Source organism: Arthrobacter sp. SD1074B (genome assembly GCF_056780195.1).
Genome location: NZ_JBRAZT010000001.1, coordinates 218,726 through 244,401 on the forward strand (window position 1 = coordinate 218,726; position 25,676 = coordinate 244,401).

At 70.7% G+C, this 25,676-nt stretch carries 24 protein-coding genes; 14 read left to right on the plus strand and 10 right to left on the minus strand.

The genetic code is table 11. The features are described 5' to 3' along the window. Window positions 1-22 precede the first annotated feature (22 nt). From ACUYM2_RS01065 to ACUYM2_RS01080, 4 genes are all read left to right on the plus strand, one after another. On the plus strand, window positions 23-478 hold the full coding sequence (locus ACUYM2_RS01065) for a DoxX family protein (protein ID WP_481598381.1): 456 nt from the start codon (window positions 23-25) through the stop codon (window positions 476-478). Further along, window positions 430-1,221, plus strand: a complete 792-nt coding sequence (locus ACUYM2_RS01070) for an AzlC family ABC transporter permease (protein WP_481601367.1) — start codon at window positions 430-432, stop codon at window positions 1,219-1,221. Before ACUYM2_RS01065 ends, ACUYM2_RS01070 begins: the two co-directional genes overlap by 49 nt. After that, window positions 1,218-1,529 carry an AzlD domain-containing protein gene (locus tag ACUYM2_RS01075; protein ID WP_481598382.1) on the plus strand — a complete coding sequence of 104 codons (312 nt, stop codon included), beginning with the start codon at window positions 1,218-1,220 and terminating at the stop codon, window positions 1,527-1,529. Before ACUYM2_RS01070 ends, ACUYM2_RS01075 begins: the two co-directional genes overlap by 4 nt. Window positions 1,530-1,599: 70 nt before the next feature. Continuing rightward, the gene (locus ACUYM2_RS01080; RefSeq protein WP_481598383.1) at window positions 1,600-1,848 is read left to right on the plus strand and encodes a hypothetical protein; all 249 of its coding nucleotides are present in this window, start codon (window positions 1,600-1,602) and stop codon (window positions 1,846-1,848) included. Between the two features lie 21 nt (window positions 1,849-1,869). On the opposite strand, the gene ACUYM2_RS01085 is transcribed toward ACUYM2_RS01080, so the two are convergent. Genes ACUYM2_RS01085 through ACUYM2_RS01095 form a run of 3 tightly spaced genes read right to left on the minus strand, consistent with a single transcriptional unit; the run spans window position 1,870 to window position 3,085 of the window. Next, on the minus strand, window positions 1,870-1,953 hold the full coding sequence (locus ACUYM2_RS01085; RefSeq protein WP_481601368.1) for a hypothetical protein: 84 nt from the start codon (window positions 1,951-1,953) through the stop codon (window positions 1,870-1,872). Window positions 1,954-1,995: 42 nt separating this feature from the next. Next, window positions 1,996-2,412 (minus strand): YkvA family protein, encoded by a 417-nt coding sequence (locus ACUYM2_RS01090; RefSeq protein WP_481598384.1) that lies wholly within the window; start codon window positions 2,410-2,412, stop codon window positions 1,996-1,998. Window positions 2,413-2,422: 10 nt separating this feature from the next. Further along, complete coding sequence (locus tag ACUYM2_RS01095; protein ID WP_481598385.1) at window positions 2,423-3,085, minus strand: TetR/AcrR family transcriptional regulator; 663 nt, start codon at window positions 3,083-3,085, stop codon at window positions 2,423-2,425. Window positions 3,086-3,207: 122 nt separating this feature from the next. On the opposite strand from ACUYM2_RS01095, the gene ACUYM2_RS01100 reads away from it, so the two are divergent. From ACUYM2_RS01100 to ppsA, 7 genes are all read left to right on the plus strand, one after another. Further along, window positions 3,208-3,534, plus strand: coding sequence for a thiamine-binding protein (locus ACUYM2_RS01100; protein ID WP_481598386.1), 327 nt, complete (start codon window positions 3,208-3,210; stop codon window positions 3,532-3,534). A 77-nt stretch (window positions 3,535-3,611) separates the two neighbouring features. Further along, the gene (locus ACUYM2_RS01105) at window positions 3,612-4,289 is read left to right on the plus strand and encodes an O-methyltransferase (protein WP_481598387.1); all 678 of its coding nucleotides are present in this window, start codon (window positions 3,612-3,614) and stop codon (window positions 4,287-4,289) included. A 153-nt stretch (window positions 4,290-4,442) separates the two neighbouring features. Beyond that, complete coding sequence (locus ACUYM2_RS01110) at window positions 4,443-5,528, plus strand: hypothetical protein (protein ID WP_481598388.1); 1,086 nt, start codon at window positions 4,443-4,445, stop codon at window positions 5,526-5,528. Further along, window positions 5,522-6,934, plus strand: coding sequence for a PIG-L family deacetylase (locus ACUYM2_RS01115; protein ID WP_481598389.1), 1,413 nt, complete (start codon window positions 5,522-5,524; stop codon window positions 6,932-6,934). Before ACUYM2_RS01110 ends, ACUYM2_RS01115 begins: the two co-directional genes overlap by 7 nt. Continuing rightward, window positions 6,931-7,737 (plus strand): glycosyltransferase family 2 protein, encoded by an 807-nt coding sequence (locus ACUYM2_RS01120; RefSeq protein ID WP_481598390.1) that lies wholly within the window; start codon window positions 6,931-6,933, stop codon window positions 7,735-7,737. The genes ACUYM2_RS01115 and ACUYM2_RS01120 overlap by 4 nt, the downstream gene beginning before the upstream one ends. Before the next feature lie 154 nt (window positions 7,738-7,891). Beyond that, complete coding sequence (locus tag ACUYM2_RS01125; protein WP_481598391.1) at window positions 7,892-10,534, plus strand: cation-translocating P-type ATPase; 2,643 nt, start codon at window positions 7,892-7,894, stop codon at window positions 10,532-10,534. A 96-nt stretch (window positions 10,535-10,630) separates the two neighbouring features. Then, window positions 10,631-13,036, plus strand: a complete 2,406-nt coding sequence (gene ppsA / locus ACUYM2_RS01130) for a phosphoenolpyruvate synthase (RefSeq protein ID WP_481598392.1) — start codon at window positions 10,631-10,633, stop codon at window positions 13,034-13,036. Here ppsA and ACUYM2_RS01135 read toward each other — a convergent pair. Then, window positions 12,984-14,915, minus strand: a complete 1,932-nt coding sequence (locus ACUYM2_RS01135) for a heavy metal translocating P-type ATPase (protein ID WP_481598393.1) — start codon at window positions 14,913-14,915, stop codon at window positions 12,984-12,986. The two genes, ppsA and ACUYM2_RS01135, sit on opposite strands and share 53 nt — an antisense overlap. A 211-nt stretch (window positions 14,916-15,126) precedes the next feature. Between ACUYM2_RS01135 and ACUYM2_RS01140 the strand changes: the two genes are divergently transcribed. Together ACUYM2_RS01140 and ACUYM2_RS01145 are read left to right on the plus strand one after the other, a co-directional pair. After that, complete coding sequence (locus ACUYM2_RS01140; RefSeq protein WP_481598394.1) at window positions 15,127-16,056, plus strand: polysaccharide deacetylase family protein; 930 nt, start codon at window positions 15,127-15,129, stop codon at window positions 16,054-16,056. 60 nt (window positions 16,057-16,116) lie between these two features. After that, complete coding sequence (locus ACUYM2_RS01145) at window positions 16,117-19,320, plus strand: HAD family hydrolase (RefSeq protein WP_481598395.1); 3,204 nt, start codon at window positions 16,117-16,119, stop codon at window positions 19,318-19,320. On the opposite strand, the gene ACUYM2_RS01150 is transcribed toward ACUYM2_RS01145, so the two are convergent. From ACUYM2_RS01150 to ACUYM2_RS01175, 6 genes are all read right to left on the minus strand, one after another. Beyond that, window positions 19,317-20,321 carry a zinc-dependent alcohol dehydrogenase family protein gene (locus tag ACUYM2_RS01150; protein WP_481598396.1) on the minus strand — a complete coding sequence of 335 codons (1,005 nt, stop codon included), beginning with the start codon at window positions 20,319-20,321 and terminating at the stop codon, window positions 19,317-19,319. The genes ACUYM2_RS01145 and ACUYM2_RS01150 overlap by 4 nt on opposite strands. A gap of 66 nt (window positions 20,322-20,387) precedes the next feature. After that, window positions 20,388-21,239 (minus strand): universal stress protein, encoded by an 852-nt coding sequence (locus tag ACUYM2_RS01155; RefSeq protein WP_481598397.1) that lies wholly within the window; start codon window positions 21,237-21,239, stop codon window positions 20,388-20,390. A gap of 130 nt (window positions 21,240-21,369) precedes the next feature. After that, window positions 21,370-22,524: a YihY/virulence factor BrkB family protein gene (locus ACUYM2_RS01160; RefSeq protein WP_481598398.1), complete on the minus strand. Its 1,155-nt coding sequence runs from the start codon at window positions 22,522-22,524 to the stop codon at window positions 21,370-21,372. Between the two features lie 81 nt (window positions 22,525-22,605). Next, entirely contained in the window at window positions 22,606-23,214 is a 609-nt protein-coding gene (locus ACUYM2_RS01165) for a DUF3618 domain-containing protein (protein ID WP_481598399.1), read from the minus strand. A gap of 15 nt (window positions 23,215-23,229) precedes the next feature. Next, the gene (locus tag ACUYM2_RS01170; protein ID WP_481598400.1) at window positions 23,230-23,661 is read right to left on the minus strand and encodes a phage holin family protein; all 432 of its coding nucleotides are present in this window, start codon (window positions 23,659-23,661) and stop codon (window positions 23,230-23,232) included. Next, window positions 23,658-24,506, minus strand: coding sequence for a hypothetical protein (locus ACUYM2_RS01175; RefSeq protein ID WP_481598401.1), 849 nt, complete (start codon window positions 24,504-24,506; stop codon window positions 23,658-23,660). The genes ACUYM2_RS01170 and ACUYM2_RS01175 overlap by 4 nt, the downstream gene beginning before the upstream one ends. A 180-nt stretch (window positions 24,507-24,686) precedes the next feature. Here ACUYM2_RS01175 and ACUYM2_RS01180 point away from each other — a divergent pair, with 180 nt between their 5' ends. Then, a complete protein-coding gene (locus tag ACUYM2_RS01180; RefSeq protein WP_481601369.1) occupies window positions 24,687-25,652 on the plus strand; it encodes a spermidine synthase in 966 nt (321 codons plus the stop codon). Window positions 25,653-25,676: the final 24 nt, after the last annotated feature.

Here is a 25,676-nt window from a genome sequence, read left to right on the forward strand (position 1 = left end):
GCGGCTGTGGTTGCATGGTCCCATGCCTTTTCGCTGGTCCCCCCGGGCAACCCAGACACTCTCCGCGGCCGCCCTGAGCAGTCTGCTGCTGGCCAGCGCGGCAAAACACTTCCGCGATCCCGGATTCTTCGCCCCGGTGGTCCCGGATTTCCTCTGCCGTGATGACTCCGGCAGCCGGCGCAACGGGCCCCTCGCTGTGCTGTCCCGCGAGGAATGGGTCGCGGCGAGCGGGCTGCTGGAGGCCGGCGCCGCCGTCGGGCTGCTGGTCCCGCCCACCCGCCGCGCGGCCGCCGCCGGCGTCACCGCCATGTTCACCGCCTTCCTCGCCGGACACCTGGACGCGCTCCGCAAGGCGTTCGGCCCCGACGGTACCCCGGCCCAGCGCCGCCTGCACAGCCTGCGCCTGCCGCTGCAGGCGCCGCTCATCGCCTGGGCGTGGAGCCTGGCCAGGCCGGTCCCGAAGCGGCCGCGCCGTTGAGGTTCACGCAATCCCCGGCGGTCCGCGTCGGGCTGTCCATCAGCATCGCCACCGGACTGTACGGGGTCTCGTTCGGGGCCCTGTCCGTGACGTCCGGGCTGGATTTCTGGCAGACCATGGCGCTGAGCCTGCTGCTCTTCAGCGGCGGCTCGCAGTTCGCCTTCATCGGCGTCGTGGCCGGCGGCGGCTCCGGCGTCGCGGCCATGAGCGCGGCCACCCTGCTGGGCATGCGCAACGGCATCTATGGCATGCAGCTCAACGCCCTGCTCCAGCCCCGGGGCTGGCGCCGGTTCGCTGCCGCCCACGTGACCATCGACGAATCGACCGCCACGAGCACCGGCCAGACAGACCCCGCAGAGCAGCGCCGGGGCTTCTGGACCGCGGGGATCGGCGTCTTTGTGTTGTGGAACCTGTTCACCGCGGTGGGGGCGCTGGCCGGAAGCGCCCTGGGAGACCCGAAGCAGTGGGGGCTCGACGGCGCTGCCGTGGCGGCCTTTCTGGGCCTGCTCTGGCCGCGGCTCAAGGGCCGCGAACCCGTCGCGATCGCCGTCGTCTGCGCCCTGGCCACCGTCCTGGCCGTGCCGTTGGTGCCGGCCGGCGTGCCGATCCTGGTTGCCGCGCTCGTCGCGGCGGTGGTCGGCTGGTTCAGTCACGGCCGGAGCGACGAAGGGCTTGAGCCCGACGTCGACCCGTACGCCGAGCCGCACCACGCGGCCGGCCGCGGCCCGGGGGAAGCCTCGTGACGCTCTGGCTGTGGCTGCTGCTGTCCTGCCTGCTGGCCTACGCCTGGAAACTGGTGGGGTACCTGGTGCCCGCCAGCCTGCTGCGCAATCCGCGGATGTCCCGGATCGCGGGCACCATGACGATCGGGCTGCTGGCCTCCCTGACCGTCGTGAACACGGTGGCGTCCGGGCAGTCGCTGGCACTGGACGCCCGGCTCGGCGCCCTCGCGGCGGCCGCGGTGGCACTCTGGTTCCGTGCGCCGTTCCTGGTGGTGGTCCTGGCCGGCGCCGGCGCCGCGGCAGGGCTGCGGTTGCTGGGTTGGAACTGAGTGCCGCCGCCGGACGCTCAACGGTCTTTAGCCCCTTGTCCGGCCGGGCGGCCGGTGCGAGCATTCGATGATGACCGATAAAGACGTGCCGAATGCCGCTGCCTCCGGCCCGGACGATCCGGAAGCCGTGAACCCGGAAACGGCCGGCAAGGCGCACCATCCCAAGACACACGAACACTTCGTGTCCCCCGGGGCCGAGGCCACCCGTGAACTGCGCGAAATGGCGCGCCGCCGCCGGGAGGCCGAGGAGAAGCTGCAACAGCACCTGCAGGAGGCCCACCACCTCCACGAAGCCAAGGAAAAGCCCGCGGACGGCTGAACCGCCCTGGATCAGGCGGCTCTAGGCGCCGTCCACCGTGACGACGATCTTGCCGCGGGTATGCCCCTCCATGTTGAGCCGGAAGGCATCGGCAGCCCTCGTCAGCGGGAAGGTTTTCGCGCCATAACGGCCGGTGGTTGCCGGGCCTCAGCGCGCGGCGCCGAGGCCTGCCAGCTTCAGGATGAGCTGCAGGCCCTCGGGAGTGCCGGGCCAGTGCCGCTCCACCGCCTCCACGCCGGCCCGGGCCACCACGGACCGCAGCACCAGGGCGACGATAACGACGTCGTCCGCGTAACCGATCACCGGCACGAAATCAGGCACCAGGTCGATCGGCGAGAGCAGGTAAACCAGCAGCAGGCCCAGCCGGACACGCACCCCCACCGCGACCGTGCGGTCGGCCAGCAGTCGGCGGATCAGCCGGAGCAGATCCGGCAGCAGCCGCAGGGCATCCTTCATGGTGACGGTCTCGGGGTGCCGCCGTGCGTAGCCCCAGAGCAGCAGCAGCAGCACGGCATATAGCAGCACGAGGCCGCCGAACACGCCGGCAGCGGTTTCCCAGGTCATGGGGCCAACGCTACTTGGATCCGTAGGCAGACCCGAAGCCAAGGCCGAATGCGGTGCCGTACGTGGTCCCCGGTACCAGCGACTGGGGTGGCAGGGGGCGGTCGGGCCGCTCGGCACGGATGGCATCCTCCATCAGTGCCACGGGCCGGCGCCACGCGTCCGACCCGGCCTCCATCGTGTCTACCACGCCGATCAGCATGGCCAGCAGCCGGATCATGTCCGTCATCGAGATATCGCTGCGCAGCGTGCCCTGGCCCTGCCCGCGGCCCAGCAGTACGGCGACCGAGTCGATCAGGTCACCGGTGATCCCGGTGAGCACCCCGCGGCGTCCCGCCACCGCGCCGAGGAGGTTGGCCTCGTCGCTGGCAACCCCCATCAGCGCGTCGACTATGCGGAACAGCCCTTCCGCGGCGTCCTTGCCGGCCAGGGCCTCCTCGATCACCGGATTGACCCGCAGCTTCAACTGCTGGTGCAGGGCGGCGAGGACGAGTTCTTCTTTGTCGGCGAAGTTCCGGAACAGCGTGGCGGGGCCCACTCCGGCGGTGACGGCGATGGTCTGCAGCGGGACTTCGGGGCCGTGGTCGCGGAAACACTGGCGGGCGGCGGCAATGATCTTGTTGACGTTCCGCGCGGCGTCCGCGCGGAGCGGCCTGCGGTCTACTGCCCGGTTCATTTGCTCAGGGTAGCAACGGGAAGGCGGAGGAAACCTGTTACCGGCGGGTAGTTCTGTATGTGACGTGTTGGGCCGCCGCCCCTGGCCCGGGCGGGCTCCGGCCCGCGTGGCAGACTGGAGCCATGTTGCTTGCATTTTCTGTCGCACCCTCAGGCCGCCCCGCGGACGCCCCGGCCGGTTCCGAACCCGACGACGCCTCGGTTCACCACGCCGTCGCCGAGGCGGTGCGGATCGTCCGCGAATCCGGCCTGCCGAACCACACCGACTCGATGTTCACCACGATTGAGGGCGAGTGGGATGAGGTGTTCGACGTTGTGAAGCGCGCTACGGAAGCGGTGGGCCGCTACGGCAGCCGCGTCTCCCTGGTAATCAAGGCCGACATCCGCCCTGGCTATACCGGCGAGCTGACCGGCAAACTCGACCGGCTGGAACAGGCCCTGGAAGGTTAGCCTCTTCTGCCGCGGCGGTCCCCGGCGCCGTGAGCCCGGCCCTACCGTCCGGCCGAGGCAACTGAAAGACTGGCCGCATGATCGAGCACCAGCCCACATCCCGCTGGATCGCCGTCGAGGAGTACCTCTCCGGCGTCGTAGTCCGCCCCGACAACTCGCTGCGGCATGCGGTGGCCGCCGCCCTGGCGGCGGGAATGCCGCCCATCGAGGTCGCGCCTAACGCCGGCAAGCTCCTGAAGCTGCTGGTCCAGATCTCCGGAGCCCGGAAGGTGCTGGAGATCGGCACCCTGGCGGGATTCAGCACCATCTGGATGGCCCAGGGCCTGCCCGACGGCGGCCGGCTCACCACGTGTGAATTTGTGCCCAGGCACGCCGAGGTGGCCCGCGCCAACCTGGACCGGGCCGGACTGGGCCACCTCGTGGAAATCCGGATGGGTGCGGCCCTGGACACGCTGCGCGCGCTGGAAGGCGAGGGCGCCGGGCCCTTCGACTTCGTGTTCATCGACGCGGACAAGGAAAACAACCCGCAGTACCTGGACTGGGCCATCCGCCTCGGCCGCCCCGGCACCACGGTGGTGATGGACAACGTGGTCTGGGAAGGGGCGGTGCTGGAGCCGGCCCTGGACGCCGTCAACGCGCCGGGGATCGTCGCGGCACTGCGGATGATGGGCGAGGATCCGCGGCTGGACGCCACCGTGATCCAGACCGTGGGCTCGAAGGGCTGGGACGGCTTCGCCCTCGCCCGCGTGCTCTAGTGCGGGAGGGCGTGCGCAGTGCGCCCGGCCGGCCCGGCGGGCAGGGACCGGCCAAGTGCTAAGTATGCTTGGATTTACCCAGTGGCGGCTTCGGCCGGCAGCTGCAGGCACGGACAACACCAGGCGCACTTCGCAAAGGACACGGACGAGGCAATGAACGCGACCCACGAAGCCCGCCCTCCCCAGGCCGTACGGATCAGCTCCGCACCTGGCGAATTGGCCGGGCTGAACCCGCTACTGGAAGCCGCCGAGGCCGGCATCGGCGACGTCCCGGCCCTGCTGGCCCTGGCCAAGGACCTGGGCGGGACCGCGCCCAAGCCCGGCACTGGCCGGACCGGCTACCTCTGGGAGATCCTCGCCTCGGTGACCGCCGTCGACGTCGCCGCGGGCCGGATCCTGGAACCCCACCTCGACGCCGCCGCGATCCTCACCCAGGCCGCCCCGGCCCCGGGTTCGACCGGCGTTTGCTTCGACGGGACCTGGGGCGTCTTCGCCGCCGAGGCCCCCGGGCTGAAGCTGGAAGCCAAAAGCACCGTCGGCGGCGTCGTCCTCAACGGCTCCAAACCGTGGTGTTCCATCGCCGCCCAACTGGACCGCGCCGTGCTCACCGCGCACCTGGACGACGGAGGCGGCCGCGCCGCGTTCGCCGTCGACCTGCACGCCGCCGGTGTGGGCTTCGCGGACCCCGAATGGACCAGCCTGGGCCTGCGCGAGGTCCCCAGCGGCACCGTACACTTCGACGCCGTGCCGGCCGTACCGCTCGGCCCGGCAGGCTGGTACTACCAGCGTCCCGGGTTCGCCTGGGGCGGCATGGGGGTCGCCGCCTGCTGGTTCGGCGGCGCCGTCGCGGTGGCCCGCGGCTACGTGGACTCGCTGCGGAAAGCGGCCGACGGCGGCCGCGAACCGGACCAGCTCGCCCTCGCCCACCTCGGCGAAATCGACCGCACCCTGACCGGGCTCACCCAGTACCTCGCCCGCACAGCGGCGCGGATCGACGCCGGGGAGCTCTCCGGGGCCGGTGCCTGGAGCGAAGCGCTGCGCGTCCGCGGCAGCGTGGCCGCCGCCGTCGAACGCGTCCAGGCGCTGGTGAGCCGGAACCTCGGGCCCGGCCCGCTGGCCTTCGACGCTCGCTACGGCAAGCGGATGGCCGACCTTTCGCTCTACATCCGCCAGCACCACGCCATGCGCGACGACGCCCAGCTCGGCGCCCTGGCCTTCAAGGGGGACCACCCATGGTGAGCTTCACGCACCACGACGCCGGGACGCCCGAAGAGGACTGGGCGCGCAGCGGCGCCGCCGCCCTGCCGGAACTGCCGCTCGACGCCGGCGAGCTGGCCGGCGCCGCGTTCATCGTCCTGGCCGCGCACCCCGACGACGAATCGCTGGGCGCCGGCGGGCTGATGGCCAGGCTGCACGGCCTTGGCGCCGAGGTGCGGCTGCTGCTGTGCACGGCAGGGGAGGCTTCGCACCCCGATTCGCCCAGCACCACGCCCGAACAGCTTGCCGACCTGCGGCTGCAGGAATTCGCCGGCGCACTCGGAGGGCTCGTCCCGGACGCCGACTGGCGGTACCTCGGACTGCCGGACGGGCAGGTCGCCGACCACCGGGAGCAGGTCCTGGCCGCGATCACCGAGGCCGCTGCCGCCACCGGCCGGACCGCGGACCGCGTCGTCCTCGTGGCGCCCTACCGCAATGACGGCCACACGGACCACGACGCGCTGGGCTCCGCCGCCGAGGCGGCCGCCGCCGCCGGCTTCGGGCTGCTGGAGTACCCAATCTGGTACTGGCTCTGGGCTGGCCCCGAGGACCCGGCCTGGCAGTCCTGGCAGCGGCTCCCGCTGACCCCGGCCGAGGAGCAGGCAAAAGCGCAGGCCATGACCGCGCACACCTCCCAGGTCCGGGCACTCTCCGACCAGCCGGGAGACGAAGTGCTGCTCCCGCCGGCCTTCCTGCAGCACTTCTCCCGGCACTGGGAAACGTTCGCCTGGCAGCGGCCCGCCGCACCGGCCAAAGGCCGCCCGGACGGCGCGGCAGCAGACGCCGCACGCACCCGCACCGGCTACGCCGCGGCGGACGCGGAGGGACTCTTCGACACCGTCCATGCTCGCAGCGAGGACCCCTGGCAGTACACCACCAGCTGGTACGAACACCGCAAGCGCGCCCTAACGCTCGCAGCCCTGCCCGGCCGCAGCTACACCGCCGGCCTCGAAATCGGCTGCTCCATCGGCACCCTCAGCGTGGAACTCGCGGAACGCTGCGGCAGCTTCCTGGCCGTCGACGCGAGCGGCGCCGCCCTGGCCCACGCCGCCCGGCGGCTCGCGCACCTGCCCGCCGCGCAGACCCGCCACCTCACGGTCCCGCGGGACTGGCCGGAGGGCGCCTTCGACCTGATCGTCGTGTCGGAGGTCGGCTACTACCTCAGCCCGGAGGAACTGGCCACCCTGTTTGAACGGGTCGAGGCCGCGCTGCTGCCCGGCGGGACGCTGGCGCTCTGCCACTGGCGGCACCCGATCGAGGGCTGGGAGCTCGACGGCGACACCGTCCACGCCGCCGCGCGCCGGCAGCTTCGCTGGGCGGACGCCGGCCTCTACCGGGAGCGCGACTTCGTACTGGAAATCCTCCGCGCCCCGGAGCCGCACGGATGAGCGTCCCGACCCCGCCGGCCCGGAGTCCACAGCGCCGGCCGGGAATCGACGCCGTCGCCGTGGTCATACCGGCGCACAACGAGGGCCAGCACATCGACCGGGCGCTGCGGGCGGTGCAATGCGCCGCGGACGAACTGCAGCGGCGGCGCCCCGGGGTCGCCGTCCGGGTCATGGTGGTCCTGGACAGCTGCACCGACCAGTCCGCGGTGATCACCGCCGGGTACGTCGACGCCGACCCGCGCTTCAGGGCGCTCGATGTCCGGCTGCGCAGCGCCGGCGCGAGCCGGGCGGCAGGCGTTCGTGCCGCCGTCCTCGGCCCGCACCGGCGCGCCCCGGGCCAGCGTTCCGCGCCGCTGCCCTGGCCGGGACGGACCTGGCTGGCCAACACCGATGCCGATTCGCAGGTTCCAGTGAACTGGCTGGTGCGGCAGCTTGAATTCGCCGAAGCGGGGGCCGACGCGGTGCTGGGATCGGTGGAACCGGACCCCGTCGGGATGGATCCGGAGCTGTTGCGCCGCTGGCTGGACCGCCACCCCTTCGAGGAAAACCACCCGCACATTTACGGCGCCAACTTCGGCGTCCGGGCCTCCGCGTACCTGGCTGCGGGCGGTTTTTCGCATCTGGAATCGCATGAGGACCGCACCCTGGTCCAGGGCCTGCGCAGCCTCGCTTTCACCGTCCTGGCAACGGACAGCATGAGGGTGCTGACCTCCGGCCGGACCCATGCACGGGCGCCCCAGGGTTTCGGGACGTACCTGCGCTCGCTGGGCCGGCAGCGGCCGCCGGCGGCCACCGGCAGCTGAGCCCGGCCGGTGGGCCGCCAGCTGAGCCGGGCCGCAGTACCCGGCCGCGGTGACCTTTGGCCCTAACCGGCCACGCCGCGCCGGAGCATCCTCGGAGGCATGAGGGACCTGGGCAGGGCCGGGGCCGGGTGCTGCACGTGACGGGCGGCGGACGGTGATCCCGGCTGCGGGCGCCGGGCCGCTCCCCGGGCTCTCCGGCCTCAGCTCCGCGGAGGCTGCCCGGCGGCTGGAGCGCAGCGGACCGAACCGGCTGCCCCAGGTCCGCGCGGTTCCCGGCTGGCGGCGGCTGCTGGCAGAGCTGACCCACTTCTTCGCCGTCATGCTCTGGGCCGCGGCGGCCCTCGCCTTCGTCGCCGGCATGCCGCAGCTGGGCGTCGCCATCGTTGTGGTGATCCTGGTGAACGGCGTGTTCGCCTACATCCAGCAGGAACGCGCCCAGCACGCCGCAGCGAAGCTGCGGGAGCTCCTGCCCGCCATGGTCTCGGTGCGCCGGGACAACCGCGTCATCAAGGTGCACACCACCGAGCTGGTACCCGGCGACGCCGTCGTGCTGGTTGCCGGGGACCGGGTCCCGGCGGATCTGCGCCTTGCGCTCGCCGCGGGCTGCACGGTGGACGAATCGATGCTCACCGGCGAAAGCGAAGCGGTGGCCAAGGCCGCCGGGGACACCGTGTTCGGCGGCACCTTCCTGGTCATCGGCACAGCCGAGGGCCTGGTGGCCAGCACCGGGGGACAGACCCGGCTCGCCGAGATCGCCTCGCTGACCGGCAAGGTGGAGGCGCCGCCGAGCCCGCTGGCGCTGGAGCTGCAGCGGATCGTCCGGATCGTCGCCGGCGTCGCGCTGGGCATCGGCGCGCTGTTCTTCATCCTCTCGCTGCTGGTGGGCATTTCCTGGCGCGACGCGTTCCTCTTCGCGATCGGCGTGGCCGTGGCGCTGGTGCCCGAGGGGCTGCTCCCCACCGTGACCCTCTCGCTCGCCATCGGCGCCCAACGGATGGCCGCGCGTAACGCCCTGGTGCGGAATCTGCAGGCGGTGGAGACACTCGGTTCCACCACCTTCATCTGCACGGACAAGACCGGGACCCTCACGCAGAACCGGATGAACGCCGTCGAGGTCTGGACCCCCGCCGGGCTGCTCGGCATCACCGGGCCCGGCTACGGGCCGGAGGCGACGGTCAGCGGCGAGGACGGAGCGGATGCCGGAGCCGCGGCGTTCGAGGCGGGGCAGCGGCTCAGCGCCGCCGCGCGCGCCGCCTCGGTGGGGCGGGCGGTACTGCACGAGGGCCAGTGGACCGCCGAGGGCGACCCGATGGAAGCCGCCATCGATGCCCTGGCCACCCGGCTGGCCGGCCTCGCCGGCCCTCCGGCCGAGCCGACGCCGTCGCACCGCTTCGCCTTCGACCCCCGCCGGCTTCGGGAGTCCGCCATCGTCGGCACCGAACTCCTGGTCAAGGGCGCCCCGGAATCCGTCATCCCCTTATGCAGGCGCGGCGGCGATGGCAATGACGGCGACGGAACTGACGGCGCGCTGCAGATGGTGGACCAGATGGCCTCGCGCGGTCTCCGGGTGCTCGCCGTCGCCGAGCGTGCGCTGCCGGGGCCGGTGCCGGACAGCACTACGGCGGACGAAGTGGAGACCGGGCTGACGCTGCTGGGCCTGATCGGCCTGCACGATCCGCCCCGCGCCGAGGTCCGGCTCTCGCTGCAGGCGGCCCGCGAGGCCGGCATCAAGGTGGGCATGGTCACCGGAGACCACGCCTTCACCGCCGCGGCCATCGCCCGGGAGACCGGCCTGATCGGCTCCCCGGAAATGGTGCTGGAGGGGCACACCCTGCCGGAGGACGACGAGGTCCTGGCCGCGCTGCTGGACCGCGACGGCGTCGTCGTCAGCCGGGTGACGCCCGAACAAAAGCTCCGGGTGGCCAGGCTGCTGCAGCACCGCGGCCACGTGGTGGCCATGACCGGCGACGGCGTCAACGACGGCCCGGCGCTGCAGCAGGCGGACATCGGCGTCGCCATGGGCCTGAGCGGCACCGACGTGGCCCGCGAAGCCGCGGACCTCGTGCTGCTCGACGACGACTTCGCCACGATCATCGCGGCCGTGGAGCAGGGCCGCGCCACCTACGCGAACATCCGCCGCTTCCTGACCTACCACCTCACGGACAACGTCGCGGAACTGACCCCGTTCGTGTTCTGGGCCCTGTCCGGCGGCAGGTTCCCGCTGGCGTTGAGCGTCCTGCAGATCCTGGCCCTGGACATCGGCACCGACTTACTGCCGGCCCTGGCGCTTGGCAGCGAAGCGCCCAGCAAGGGGGCCCTGAAACGGCCGCCGGAACGCCGGCACCTGATGGACCGCGCCCTGATGTTCCGGGTCTTCGGCCTGTTGGGACCGGTGGAGGCGCTGCTGGAGATGACGGCGTACACCGCCGTGCTCTTCGGCGCCGGCTGGAGCCCTGGTGCCGTGCTGCCGCCGTCGGACGTGCTGATGGCAGCGTCCGGCGCCGCGTTCACCACCGTGGTGCTGGCCCAGCTCGCCAACGCCTTCGCCTGCCGCAGCGCCACGTCGCCGCCGTGGCGGCTGGGCTGGTTCACCAACCGGCTGCTGCTCTGGGCCGTGCTGGCGGAGCTGGGGCTGCTTTCCGTTTTCCTGTTCCTCGGCCCGCTCGCCGCCCTGCTGGGCCATGCGCCCCCGACACCCGGGGGACTGGCCGTGGCGCTCGCCGCCATCCCGGCGGTCCTGATCGCCGACTGGCTCTACAAAGTGGCCCGGCAGCGCCGGCCCGGCCGTGCCGCCTAAGCCGCGCCGCCTAAAAGGTCGAAAGCCTCTGACCTCACACATCCCGGGGCCGCAGGATCGGACCATGGATGGACTCACGCCCAAAGGAGCGCCGGCATGCCCGAACACGTGAAGTGGTTTGAAGAAATCGGCATGGGCGACGTCCCCCAGGTCGGCGGTAAAAACGCCTCCCTGGGCGAACTCATCCAGTCCCTCAAGGCCCGGGGCGTGCGGGTCCCGGACGGTTTCGCCACCACTGCCGCGGCCTACCGGACCTTCGTAGAAGCGAACGGGATCGAACCGGCCATGCGCTCGCGGATCCTCGCCTACCGCTCCGGGGACGCCACACTCCGCGAAACCGGCGAAGCCATCCGGGAACTGTTCCTGGCCAGCGATTTCCCGCCGGACATCGCCGACTCCATCCGCTCGCACTACGCCGAACTGGGGCAGCGCGCCGGGCGGGAGCGGCTTTCCGTCGCGGTCCGAAGCAGCGCCACGGCCGAGGACCTGCCCGATGCCAGCTTCGCCGGCCAGCAGGAAACCTTTTTGAACGTCGCCGGCGACCGGGAACTGATGGATGCCTGCCGGCGCTGCTACGCCTCGCTGTTCACCGACCGGGCCATCAGCTACCGGGAGGTTAAGGGTTTCGATCACCTCGACGTCGCGCTCTCGATCGGGGTCCAGCGGATGGTGCGCTCCGACGTCGGCGCCTCCGGGGTGATGTTCTCGATCGACACGGACTCCGGTTTCCCCCGGGCGGCCGTCATCAGCGCCGCTTGGGGCCTCGGCGAGACCGTGGTGCAGGGCACCATCAACCCGGACAAATACCTGGTTTTCAAGCCGCTTTTGACCGACGCCGCCGGGGGACCGGCGGAAGGGGTCAGTCCGATCATCGAAAAGACGCTCGGCTCCAAGGCACAGAAGATGGTCTACAGCCGCGGCGGCCACGCCCGCACCCGCACCGTGGACACCTCGGACGCGGAACGCCGGGCCTTCGTCCTGGCCGACGCCGAGATCCTCACCTTGGCCCGCTGGGCCGTCTCGGTGGAGGAGCACTACGGCCGGCCGATGGACATGGAATGGGCCCGCGACGGCGAGACCGGCGAGCTGTTTATGGTCCAGGCCCGGCCGGAGACCGTGCAGTCGCTCAAGACCGGCTCCCGGTTCACCCTCCACCACCTCCTGGAAACCGGGCCGGTGCTGGTAACCGGGTCCGCGATCGGCGACTCCATCGCGCAGGGGACGGCGTGCGTGATCCGAAGCGCCGCGGACATCGAGAAATTCCGCGACGGCGCCATCCTGGTCACCGAAATGACCGACCCGGACTGGGTCCCCATCATGAAGCGCGCGGCGGGGATCGTCACCGACCACGGCGGCCCCACCAGCCACGCGGCGATCGTGAGCCGCGAACTGGGCGTGCCCGCCGTCGTCGGGACCGGCAATGCCACCTCCGCGCTGGCCGAGAACCAGGCCGTGACGATCTCCTGCGCCGAAGGCGATGTGGGACGCGTCTACGCCGGCAGCCTCGCGTTCGAAACCGAAGACGTGGACCTCGGCGAGCTGCCGCCGACGCGCACCAAAGTCATGGTCAACATCGCCAGCCCCGCGGCCGCCTTCCAGTGGTGGCGGCTGCCGGCGGACGGCGTCGGGCTGGCCCGGATGGAGTTCATCATCAGCGCCCTGATCCGGGTCCATCCGATGGCGCTGGTCCATCCGGAACGCGTCACCGACCCGCAGGAAACGGCACAGATCCGGGACCTGACGCGCGGCTACGCCGATCCACGCGACTATTTCGTGGACACCCTGGCGCTGGGCATCGCGAAGATCGCCGCGCCGTACCATCCGGACCCGGTCATTGTGCGGCTCAGCGACTTCAAAACCAACGAGTACGCCCACCTGGTGGGCGGCTCAGCCTTCGAAGAGGCCGAGGAGAACCCGATGCTTGGCTTCCGTGGCGCCTCGCGGTACTACGACGAGCGGTACCGGGAGGGGTTCGCGCTTGAATGCCGGGCCCTGAAACAGGTCCGGGAGAAGCTCGGCTTCAGCAACATCATTGTGATGGTCCCCTTCTGCCGGACGCCGGGGGAGGCGGACAAGGTCCTGGCGGTGATGGCAGAGAACGGCCTGGTCCGCGGCAAGCACGGCCTGCAGGTGTACATGATGTGCGAGATCCCCTCCAACGTGGTCCTGGCCGAGAAGTTCGCCACCCGCTTCGACGGCTTCTCGATCGGCTCGAACGACCTGACCCAACTGGTCCTGGGGGTGGACCGCGATTCGGCGCAGCTGGCGGCGCTGTTCGATGAGCGCGACGAGGCCGTCATGGCGATGATCAGCGAGGCGATCCGGAAGGCGCACGCGGCCGGGATCAAGATCGGCATCTGCGGGCAGGGCCCCAGCAACCACCCGGAGTTCGCGGCCTTCCTGGTCGGCGAGGGCATCGATTCGATCTCGCTGAACCCGGACAGCTACCTCAGGACCGTCCCGCGGATCGCGGAAGCCGAGAAGCTGGCGTCCGGGGACTAGTCCGGCCGGCCGCTGTCCCGGGGCCCGCGGGCCGGCCGGAACCCAGGGCCCGCAGCGCGTTCAGGATGGTGGCCAGGTCCACTACCTCCTGGGACAGGGCCCCGGCGATGGCCGGAACGTAGCCCGCGGCCGCGGCGAGCATCAGCGCCACGCTCAAGGCGATCCCGATCCAGATGCTCTGCAGCGCGACCTTCACGGTGCGCTGCCCGATCCGCACGGCCGAGGCCACCTTGGACAGGTCATCAAGGATGATCACGACGTCGGCGGACTCGCCGGCCGCCGTCGATCCCCGCGCGCCCATCGCGATCCCGACGTCGGCGACGGCCAGGACGGGGGCGTCGTTGACGCCGTCGCCCACCATCATGACCGGGCGCAGGGGCAGGGCCCGGACGGCTTCGACCTTGTCCGGCGGCAGGCACTCGGCCCGGACATCCGTGAGCCCGGCCTCGGCAGCGATGTGCTGGGCGGTGCCGAGGCCGTCGCCGGTCAGCATGACCGTACGGGCGGCACCGAGTTCACGGAGCTCGGCCACGGTGCGCCGGGTCTCCCTGCGGATGGGGTCGCTCATCACCAGGGCCCCGGCGAATTCCCCGGCGACGCCCACGTAGATGGCGAGCTCGCCGCTGGCCAGCTCGGTCTCCACGACGCCGGCGGCCGATTCCGCCACGAAATTGGGCTTGCCGACCACCACGTCCCGGCCGTCGAAGCGGGCCCGGACGCCGTGCGTGGCGAATTCAGTGGCCTCCGTGGCGGTGTCGAAGACCAACCCGCGGCTCCGTGCGGCGTCCATCACCGAGGCAGCGAGTACATGGGAGGAATATTGTTCGGCGGACGCCGCCAGCCCGAGGACCCGGTCCTCGGTAAAGGACCCCGCGGTCCGGATGCCCACCAGCGAGGGCCGGCCGTAGGTCAGGGTGCCGGTCTTGTCGAAGGCCACCGTTTTGATCCGGCTCAGCTGCTCCAGGACGCCGGCGTATTTGACGATGATGCCGCCCCGCGCGGCACGGCTCATGCCGCCCAGGAACGCCACGGGGGCGGCGATCAGCAACGGACACGGCGTGGCCACCACCAGCACCTCCGCGAACCGGACCGGGCTGCCGCTGACGATCCAGCCGATCGCTCCGAGAACGTAGGCGAGGGCGGTGAACGGGACGGCATACCGGTCCGCGAGCCGCACCATGGGAGCTTTGCTGTCCGCGGCTTCCTTGACCAGTGCGACGATGCGGCTGTACTGCGAATCCTCCATCAGGGCCGTGACCTGCATCCGGACCGCGGCTTCGCCGTTGAGGGAGCCGCTCATCAGCCCTTCGCCGGCCACGCGCTCCACCGGGAGGCTCTCCCCGGTGAGCGAGGATTCGTCGAACGTCCCGGATTCGGAAAGCAGGACGCCGTCCAGCGGCACCACTTCACCCGGCCTGACCAGCAGGATGTCACCGATCCGGACGTCGGTCGCGGCAACATCCTCGTGCTGGCCGCCCGATTCGGCGGCCGGGGTTCCGGCGGCTCCGCCGTTGCGTTCCCGGTGGGCTGTCTGCGGGACACGCTCCAGCAGGGACGTCAGTTCCTTCTTGGCCCGGCCTGCGGCATAGTCCTCGAGGGCGGTGCCGCCGGCCATCATGAGCACGATGATCATCGAGGCGATGAATTCGCCCACCAATACGGTGCTGACAATGGCGGTGACGGCCAGGATGTCGATGCCCCACTGGCCGCCGATCAGCCGGCGGACCATGCCGACGGCGAGGTAGGCCGCCACGGCCAGCGCGTAGATGCTCGCGGCGATCCGCGCGATGCCTTCCTGGCCCGAGGCCAGCAGCAATACCACCGCCAGGAGGGCCGCGACCGTGCCCGCCACCAGCGGATACCGCAGCGCAATTTTCACGGTTGTCCCGCCTCGTTCTTCGCGCAAGACTCGGCGTCTGCGACTACTTGCATCCTACTGCGCCACCCCGCGCCGCCCCCGGGCCGAACGTACACTTGCGGCCCCTGCGGCGGGGCGTGCGGGGCCCCAAGTGCCCGTTCGCGCATGGCTCGGGGCTGGCTGCGGGCCTTTTAGCCCTACCGACGCGGGGCCGGTGGTGCCACGGTGAAGCATGTGGTCGGTCTTCGCTGGCGGACGCCGTCGGCTGGTTGCGCTGGCGGCGGTGCTGCTGCTGGCCGCCACGGTCGTGACGGCACTGATCCTCTCCCGCGAGCCCCCGGCCGCTGCTCCGTCGACGGCCCCGGCTGCCAGCCCCTCCACCGCAACCCCGCGGCCGGCCACCCCTGCGCCGACCAGCCCGACGCCGACCGTCAAGCCTGCCCCGCCGTCGAGCGCCGCCCCGGTCCCGCCCGAGCCGCCGGCCACGAAGGCACCCGAACCCCCGGCGCCGCCCCCGGCCCCGTTCCCGGCGGCGCTCCGGGGCGCCGACGTCGAGGTCATCCCGAACGCCGGCCGCGTGGTTGCCCTGACTTTCGACGCCGGGGCCAATTCGGCCGGCCTGCCCAGCATTCTCCGCACCCTCGGCGCCACCGGGGTCCGGGCCACCTTCTTCCTCACCGGCAACTGGGCCAGCGCCAACCCCGCGGGCGTTGCGTCGATCGTTGCCGCCGGCCACCGGATCGGCAACCACTCGATGACGCACCCCGGTTTCACGTCCCTCTCCGACGCCCAGATCGCCCAGCAACTCTCCGGCGCCCAGGCGGCGATCACGGCCGGGGGAGCCGACGGCCGCCCGCTGTTCCGCTTCCCCTTCGGCGAACGCGACGTGCGGACCATTGCCGTGGTGAACTCGCTGGGCTACGTGCCGGTGCGCTGGACAGTCGACACCCTGGGCTGGAAAGGCACCAGCGGAGGCGTCACCGCCCAGATCGTCGCCGACCGTGCACTGGCCGGCCTGCAACCCGGGGAAATCGTCCTGATGCACATCGGTTCCAACCCCGACGACGGCAGCACCCTGGACGCCGACGCCCTCCCGCAACTCATCAACCGGGTCCGCCAGGCAGGCTACGGCTTCACCACCCTCGATGCGCTCCTCGGCTGAGCGACGCAACCGGGCCGCGCGCCACTGTTGCCGGACCCGGATGACTGGTACGAATAGCCCATGACGGAGTCGCCCACGGTTGCTGCTGCGCTGGCGCCCGTCGACGCGGTGGTCTTCGAACTGGACGGCGTTGTTCTGGACACCGCCGATCTCCGTGCGGCCGCGTGGAGACGGCTCCTCGATGACGTCTTCCAGGACCCCCGGCTCCCGGCGCGTGCCCGCCGGGATCCACCCACCGACGCCGATTACATCGGCTTCATCGAAGGCCGAACGCCCGCCGACGGCGCCTCGGCGTTCCTGGCCTCGCGCGGCGTTTCGCTGCCGGCGGGTTCACCCGACGACGGTCCGGACGAGTGGACGGCGTTCGGGCTCGGGAAACGCCAGGACGAACTCTTCGGACAGATGCTGCGCGGCCAGCCGCCGCGGGCCTTCCCCAGCACCCTGGCCCTGCTGGAACGGCTCAGGGCCGGCCGGATCCCGGTGCTGCTCGCCACCTCCGCCCCCAACGCCGGCGCGCTCCTCGCCGCCGTCGGCCTGAACGGGTTCTTCGACCACGTGGCGGACGGGCAGGCGGCGCTGCGGCAGGCCATCCCCGGCAAACCGTCTCCGGCCCTGGCCCTGGAGGCGGTGCGGAGGCTGGACATCCCGCCGGCGCGGGCCATGGTGATCGAAGCGGCCGTCGCCGGCGTCGAAGCCGGTCGCCGCGGCGGATTCGGCCTCGTCGTCGGCATTGACCGGACCGGCCGGCGGGCCGAACTGGAGAACGCCGGCGCGGACATCGTGGTCGAAGACGTCAGCGAACTGGACATCGGGCTGGTCATCACCCACCCGTGGATGCTGGTTTACGAGGGCTTCGATCCTGCCCACGAAGGGCACCGGGAGGCCCTGACTACCCTGGGCAACGGCTACATGGCCACCCGTGGCGCGGCCCCCGAACACCGCGGCGGCGAGATCCACTATCCCGGAAGTTACCTCGCCGGTGTCTACAACCGCCTGGCCAGCGTCGTGCAGGGCCAGCGCACCGTGGATGAGCACATGGTGAACATTCCGGACTGGCTGCATCTGGACCTGCGCATCGGTGACGGCGCCTGGTGGTCCGAGGGCGGCCTGACGCTTCGGCAGGAGCGCCGCACCCTGGACCTCAAACGCGCGCTCCTCACCCGGGAAGCGCTGCTGGAGGACGGCGCCGGGCGCCGGCTTCAGCTGGTGCAGCGCCGCGTTGTGTCGATGGCCGAGCCGCATCTGGCCGCGCTGGAGACCGTCCTCACCGCGGACGGCTGGAGCGGCAGCATCAGCGTCCGCAGCGGCTGCGACACCGCGGTGACCAACTCCAACGTTCCCGAGGACGCGCAGCTGTCCAACCGGCACCTGACGGCGGTGCAGGCGACAGAATCCGCAGGTGGGCGGTCGGCCGGTGGGCAGAATGCAGTTCGCCGCGGCGCCGTCGGCCTGAGCGTGCAGGTGCAGACCAGCCAGAGCCGCATCGGCATCGCGGTGGCACTGCGCACCGAAGTGTCCGGGCCGGCCAATTCCGCCTTCGAGCAACTGGACGGCCTGTACGCGCACCGCTTCGACGTGCCGGTCGCGGACGGGACTGCGGTGAAAGTTACCAAGACGGTGGGGGTCGCCAGTTCCCGGGACCATGCGGTCTCCTCGCCGCTGACGGCCGCCGAGGCGGTGCTGGCGCGCTCGGACGGCTTCGAGGCGCTGCTGGCAGACCACGAGCGGGCCTGGTCGCTGCTGCTGGCACCGTTCATCATAGAGTCCGACGCACCCTCGCAGGCGCAACTGATCCTGAACCTGCACGTCTTCCACCTGCTGCAGACCCTGACGACGCACACGGCCGAACTGGACGCCGGCGTGCCGGCTCGCGGGCTGCACGGGGAGGGCTACCGCGGCCACGTCTTCTGGGACGAGCTGTTTGTCCTGCCCGTGCTGAACTCCCGGCTGCCCTCGCTCGCCCGGGAGCTGATCGACTACCGCTGGCGGCGACTCGGCACGGCCCGCGACGCCGCGAAAGCCGCCGGCCTGCGTGGCGGGCTGTTCCCATGGCAGAGCGGCAGCGACGGCACCGAGCAGACCCCCAAGCTGCTCTTCAACAAACTGTCCGGGCACTGGATGCCGGACTACTCCCATCTCCAGCGCCACGTGGGGCTGGCCGTTGCCTACAACGCCTGGCAGTACTTCGAGGCGACCCAGGACCGCGGCTGGCTGACCCAGCACGGCGCGGAACTGATTGTCGACGTCGCCCGGCTGTTCGCCTCGATGGCGGACTACGATGCCACCGACGACCGGTTCCACCTCAGGGGCGTCATGGGCCCGGACGAGTACCACACCGGGCCCCCGGGCAATCCGGGAGGCGGCCTGGATGACAACGCCTACACCAACATCATGGCCGCCTGGGTCTTCGACCAGGCCGAATGGATCATGCACTCCGTCCGGGGTTTCGACATGGAGGACCTCCATGCCCGGCTCGGCATCACCGCCGGCGAGATAGCGGCCTGGGCCCGGCTGAGCCGGCGCATGTTCGTGCCCTTCCACGGCAACGGCATCATCAGCCAGTTCGCCGGCTACGGCGCGCTCCGCGAGCTGGACTGGAACCACTACCGCCGCAGCTACCGCAACATCGAACGGCTGGACCTCATCCTGGAAGCCGAGGGCGACAGCACCAACCATTACCGGCTGGCCAAGCAGGCGGACGTCCTGATGCTGCTGTATGTCCTGGGCGAGGACCAGCTCGTGGGGTTCCTCGGCCGGCTGGGCTACACCGTCACGCCCGCGCAGATGGCCGCGACCGTGGACTTCTACCTGGCCCGGACCGCGCACGGCTCCACGCTGAGCCGGGTGGCGCACGCCTCGGTCCTGGCGCAACGCGATCCGGAGCGGGCCTGGGCCACGTTCCGGGAAGCCCTGGACGCGGACCTGGACGACACCCAGGGCGGGACCACAAGCTCGGGAATCCATCTGGGCGCGATGGCCGGCTCGATCGACGTCGTCCAGCGCAGTTTCGCGGGGCTGCGGATTACCCGCGACGCCCTCGACTTCACCCCCCGGCTGCCGGCCGAACTCCGCCGGGTGGACTTCCAGGTCCGCTACCGCGACCAGCTCCTGTCCGTGCACCTGGAAACCGACCGGCTTCTTGTGTCCGCGGCCCCCGGAGACGCCGCTCCCGTGCTGGTCCGGGTCGGCAGGCAGATGGTGCTGCTCCGGGCCGGCGAGCAGCACGAATTCCCCCGCACCGGGCGGGGCGGGCTGCTGCGTTAGGGGGCAACGCGGATGACGGCGGCGCCGGTGACCCGGTCCGCGGCCAGGTCCTGCAGCGCCTGGTCTGCGGCGTCGAAGGGGTAGGCGACCGTGGTGGGGCGCAGGGGAATCTCGGCGGCGATGCGGAAGAACTCCTCGCCGTCGGCCCGCGTATTGGCGGTGACGCTGCGCAGCTGGCGCTCCTGGAACAGCTCCGAGGCATAGTGCAGGGGCGGGATGTCGCTGAGGTGGATGCCGGCGACGGCGAGGGTCCCGCCGCGGTCGAGGGCACGCAGCGCCGGCGGCACGAGGGCCCCGGCGGGAGCGAAGAGGATTGCGGCGTCGAGCGGGTCCGGCGGCTGCTCGTCGGCGCCGCCGGCAAAGGTGGCGCCGAGGTCCAGGGCAAGGCGCCGGGCTTCCGGAGACCGCGTCATCACATACACCTGGGCGCCCTGGTAGAGCGCAATCTGCGCGGCGAGGTGGGCGGAGGCACCGAATCCGTAGATGCCCAGCCGGCCACCCACCGGCAGCTCGGCCCGGCTCAGGGCGCGATAGCCAATAATGCCGGCACACAGGAGCGGCGCCGCTTCCTCATCGTTGAAGTCTTCCGGAACCCGGTAGGCGAAATCCTCGGCGACCGTAATGAGTTCGGCGTAGCCGCCGTCGCGGTCCCAGCCGGTAAATGTGGGGGACAGGCACAGGTTTTCCTGCCCGCGCAGGCAGAACCGGCAGGATCGGCAGGTGCCGCCGAGCCACGCCACCCCCACCCGCTCACCGCGGCGGAACCTGTCCGCGCCCCGGCCCCGTCCTACCACCTCACCGACAACCTCGTGGCCGGGAACCACGCCGGGCCGTCTGGGGGTCAGCTCTCCCTCGGCCAGATGCAGGTCTGTCCGGCAGACCCCGCACACCCGCACCCGCAGCAGCACTTCGCCGCGGCCGGGGACGGGGTCCGGGCGCTCGCCTGAAACCAGCGGACCGGCGGCGATCGGTCCCGGCCGCGCAACCCACCAGGCGCGCACTGAGCCTCCCTTTCTGTTCCTCGTCCGGGCCGGGGCTGCGGAGGCAGGGATCCCGGTGCCTAAGAATCAGCGTGTGATCATGACATTGCAGGCGGCCTTGTGCAGCACTGCGGAGACGGTGTTGCCGATGCCTCCCGCGCGGTTATGGGTGCCCAGGACCAGCACGTCCGCGTCTGCGGCTGCCTCCACCAGTTCTTTGGCCGCCGCGTGGCCTTCCGTCAGGATTCCGGAGACTGCGAGCCCGGGTGCGAGTCGTCCCGCTTCATCGAGGGCGTGCTTTAGCAGTTCCGAGCCCTGGAGCGGGGCGTGCCGGCCGTGCGGCTCCGTGGTACCGCCCCGGCCCGAATCCACGTGGACAAGCTGCAGTTCAGCCCCGACGGCGGCGGCCAGCCGGGCGGCCTCGGCCAGCACGGCCGGGCTGCCGGCGGCGGCGTCGATGCCCACGACGACGGGCTTGCCGGGCAGGTGCGGGCGGCGGACCACCATGAGCGGGCACGGGGCCGAGCCGGCCAGGTCAAGGCACACCGAGCCGGCCAGGTGCCCAAGAACGCCGCCGATGCCGCGGCTTCCCACCGCGAGCAGGGCAGCATCCCGGGCGGCCTGCCGCAGGACCTGCGCGGGCAGTCCGGCCTCCATCACACCGTCGACGTCGAGTCCCGGGTCAACGCCGTGGACCAGCCCCACCCCTTCAGCGAGGATGGTCTCGGCGGAATGCCGGAGCCCGCTGCCGGCCACGCCCTTGACCGGTCCCAGGTCTTTGGTAAACATCGGCCAAACCCAGGCGTGCACCACCCGCAGGCGCATGCCCCGGGCGGCGGCATGTTCGGCGGCCCAGCGGACGGCAAGCTGCGAGGATTCGGAACCGTCGTAGCCGGCGGCTACGACGGCGGTCGGAGGACCAACTGCGGGTGCCGGCATGGATCCTCCCGGTAGGCGGACGCAGCACCCCCAGTGGTGCGTCCTCCCAGTACAGCGGGTGCGCCGGAGCGGCGGCTAGGGGCTTTGGTCCCGCGCCCGCCGACGCCGTTCGGCGCTTGCCCCGCCGGGGTTAGCCTTCGACGCGCCGGTTCCGGTCAGTGGCGGGGGAGTCTGTGGAGGGCTGCCCGCTGCCGCTGTGTTCTTCCCGCAGCTCGCGCCCGCGGCGGATGTCCTCCTCCTCCTGGGACTGCAGCTTGTCGCTCTTCTTCGTGTCGCGCGGCGGCAGCTGGATGGTCTCCTCGGCCTCGATGCCGGCCTGTAGCTGGCGGCCCCGCTCGGTCTCGGCGTCGAACTCGGCGCCGAAGAGCAGTGACATGTTCAGGATCCAGAGCCAGAGCAGGGCGATGATCACGCCGCCGATCGCACCGTAGGTCTTGTTGTAGCTGCTGAAGTTGGCCACGTAGAAACCGAAGGCGAGGGACGCCAGCAGGAAGACCACCAGGGCGATGGCCGAGCCCATGCTCATCCAGCGGAATTTCGGCTGCTTGACGTTGGGGGTGGCGTAGTAAAGGATGGCGATCGCGAGGACGAGCAGAACCAGCATCACCGGCCATTTGGCGATGTTCCAGACAGCCAGGAACGCCCCGCCGAGGCCTATCATGTTCCCGACGGATTCCGCCACCGGGCCGCTGAGCACGAGCATCGCGGCCAGTACAACGACGATCAGCAGATTGACGACCGTGACGCCGAGCATGGTGCCCCGGAGCTTGAGGAACGTCCTGCCCTCATCGATCTCGTACACCCGGTTCATCGCTCGGCCGAAGGCGCCCACATAGCCGGACGCAGACCAGAGGGCGGTAAGCAGGCCGAGGATCAGCGTGAAGCCGGCTGCCGGGGAGCTAGCCAGGTCCTGGACCACCCCGCGGAGCGTGTTCACGGTATCGCCCGGGGCGATGCCCTGGGCGATGTCGAGCAGGGCGGAGGTAGTTTTCTGGGGGTCGCCGAAAATGCCCAGCATGGACACCAGGGCCAGCAGAGCCGGGAAGATCGAAAGTACCGAGTAATAGGTCAGTGAGGCCGCAAGGTCGGGGCACTGGTCCCTGGTGAACTCCCGCAGCGTCTTTTTGGCGATGTACTTCCAGGACGGCTTGGTGACGTCTCCGGGGCTGTCCGGCTTGCGCGCGTCGTCCGGCGCGGGCGCGGTCCGGACTTTGGCAGTACTGCTCTTCGCGGTTTCGGCGTCGTCCATGGAGCCAGTTTCCGCCTTGGTGAAGTTCTTGGCCATCGGAATCTTCTTTCGTGGTTAAGCGCAGCGGCCGGCTGCCCAGCGCGTCAGCGAGGGCAACCGGCCGTCTTCCGGGTCGGGCTAGGCCTGCTGGACGTTGTCCTTGGCGTCGGCCGCGCGGTCCTTCACTTCGGTGACGGCGCTCTGTCCTTCACCCTTGACGTTCTGGGCGGCGTCAGTTGCCGTCGCCTTGACGTTCTCCATGGCCGCCTGGGCGGGCTCCTTGAGCCCCTCGGCGACGTGCTGGGCAGCCTCGGTCAGCTCGGTGGTGAGCGGCTCGGCAGCCGTCTTCAAGGCGTCCGCAGCCTCGCGCTCCTTCTGGCTCGCCGGAATCAGCGAGGACACCAGCAGGCCGGCGCCGAAGGCGATCAGCCCGGCAGCGAGCGGATTGCCCTGCGTCTTGGTCTTGGCCAGGTGCGGTGCGTCGGCGACGGCGGAGCCGGCGTCGTTCAGGTGCGAGGCGGCGCTGCCGCCTGCGGAATGCACGTTGCCTGCGGTGTGGTCGGCTGCTCCCATGACTTTCTCCTTCACTCCGAAGACGGCGTCCTTGACGTTTTCTTTGACTTTGTCAGTTTGGCGCTGGACGATGTGCGACGGGGTAACCTTGTCGGCCACGGCGTCGACGTTGGTGCCGAGCCGGGCGCGGGTTGCTTCAATGTCGGCGCGGATGGCATCCGGGTTTTCACTCATTGTGTTTTCCTCGCTCTAGTGGCTGGGCTTGAGGGTGGGGGGAATTTCCTGGATCGTCTCGGCGGTCTGGGGCATGCCCTTGATCGCTTTGAGTTCCTTGCGGCCCATCGAGGCCAGTACGGCGCCGACGATGCCCCAGATGATCGCGACGATGACGCCGGACCATCCCAGCCCCATCAGCGTTCCCAGACCCCACCAGAGGGCGAGGGAGAGGAATAACAGGACGAAGTGGCCGGCGACGCCGGCGCCGGCGAGCATGCCGCCGCCTTTGCCCGCCCTGCTGGTGGTCTGCTTCAGTTCGGCCTTGGCAAGTTCCACTTCCTGACGCATCAGGGTGGACATGTCGCGCGTTACGTCACCGAGCAGATCGCCCAGCGAGTTGGTTTCCGCTTTCACGTGGGCCTCCGAGGGAGGCATCGGGGCGCCGGTGGGCATCTCGCTGCTCATCGACGGCCTCCGTCGAACGGATCCTTACGGTCGGGATCGACGGTGGGATCGATGCGGTACGGATCGGCGGCCAGCGGGTCGCTGGCCCACTGGTCGGCGTGCGCACCGGTGCCCTCAAGCGGGCTGGGCGGGTAGGTGTCGGCAACGCCGGCGGTCGTCGTCTCCGGGTAGGTGACCGGCGGCGGCGGGACTGCGACTCCGGCGTCGGGCACCCGGCTGACCGGTGCACTGTACTGCACCGGGGTGCCGGTGGGGGCAGTGGTTGCTGTGTCCGGAGCGCCGGCGCTGAGGCTGCGGCTGAGGCGTCCGGCCAGGATGCCGGCGCCGGCGGCGGCCAGCAGGAAGGTGCCGGGGCGCTGGCGGGCAAAGGACTTCACCTCGTTGAGCAACGAACCGGGATCGCGGTTGTCCAGCCAGGTGGCCACGGACTGCGAGCGTTCGGCGGCCTGACGGATCAGGTCGGTCGCTACGCCGGGCTGGTCGGATGCGTCAGCCATCGTGTGCAGCTCGCTGGAGATGGAGCGCAGGCCCTCGGCAGCCTTTTGCTGCTGCGTGCCGGCCTGGGCCGTGAGGTCTGTGCGTGCCTGGTTGATGAGGTCCTTGGCGTTGCTCTTGACCTCGCCGGCCACGTTTGCCGCTTCGGCTTTCGCCGTTTCTGTGACGTTCTGGGCCGATTCCGCAGCCTGCTGCTTCACTTCGCTGGCCTCGCCCTTGGCGGCCTCGGTCTTTGAGGACGTCCCGGAGGAAGCGGGCGGGAACGTCGAGCTCTGCCGCAGGTCCGACTCTCCCTGCGTCACCCCGGGGGTGCCGTAGGTGGTGTCCTGGGGCCATTGGTTCTCTGTCATCGTCGCTCTCTTTCCTTGTAGATCTTCTGCCGGTTGGAGAACCAGCTGCTCCGAACGCGAATAGTAAGCATGATTACTAATGAATAGTAAGCACGCTTCGCAATTGAATACAAGGAGATCCCGAAAATCGGGGAATCCCAGCCGCTAGGGTTGAACCATGAGGGATACGGTGAACGGCTGATGGCCAAACGGGGCAGGGCGGCCGGCCGCAACTCCGGAATGGCAACGCCAGGAGTGGTGGAAGTCCCGAAAGGCACCCGTCCGGACGGCCCCGTCGCGGGCGTCTATTACATCGACACCGGTGACTGCGAGCTGATCCCGGACCAGGACAATTCCACCGGCTGGCTGCTGCGGATCAACGGCGTCATGAGCTCGCATATCGACCTTGCCGATCCGATGTTCCTCGATTTTGAGTACATGCGCTGGATCGCCGCGCTGGTGGAGTCCCGCTGGCCGCCGGCGGCTCGGTCCAGGCTGCGGGCCCTGCACCTGGGCGGGGGAGCATGTTCACTGGCACGCTACTTCCACGCCGCGTATCCTGACGCCCGCCAAGTGGTGGTGGAGCTGGACGGCAAACTTGCCGAGTACGTCCGCGGCTGGTTCGACCTGCCCAAGGCGCCCCTGCTGCGCCTGCGCGTGGGGGAGGCTCGCGAGGTCACCGAGGGCCTCACGCCGCAGACGCGGGATCTCATCATCCGCGACGTCTTCGCCGGCTCACTCACCCCGCGGCCACTCACCACAAGGGAGTTCACCGAGCACGCCAAGCGCGTCCTGGCTCCGGGCGGAATCTATCTGGTGAATTCCGGTGACGCGCCCGCCCTGGTCAACGCACGGGAGGATGCCGCCACGATCGCGGCGGCCTTCGAGCACACGGTGATCATCGCCGATCCGGCCATGCTCAAGGGCCGGCGCTACGGCAACATGATCATCGCCGGCAGCGACGTGCCGTTCGACGACGACCCCGGGCTCGCGCGGCGGCTGCTGGGCGGCGCGGTGCCGGCTCAGATCTGGCACGACGACAGGGTGCGGACTTTCGCCGCCGGTGCAGCCGTCCGCCACGACCCGGCGTCTGCTGAGCCGCAGGCCGCGGCGCCGAACGCCGGGGACGCGCAGGCCGGGGGCCCGGCGTCGTCGACTGCTCCGTAACGGCCCTTTTGCGGCCCCAAAACG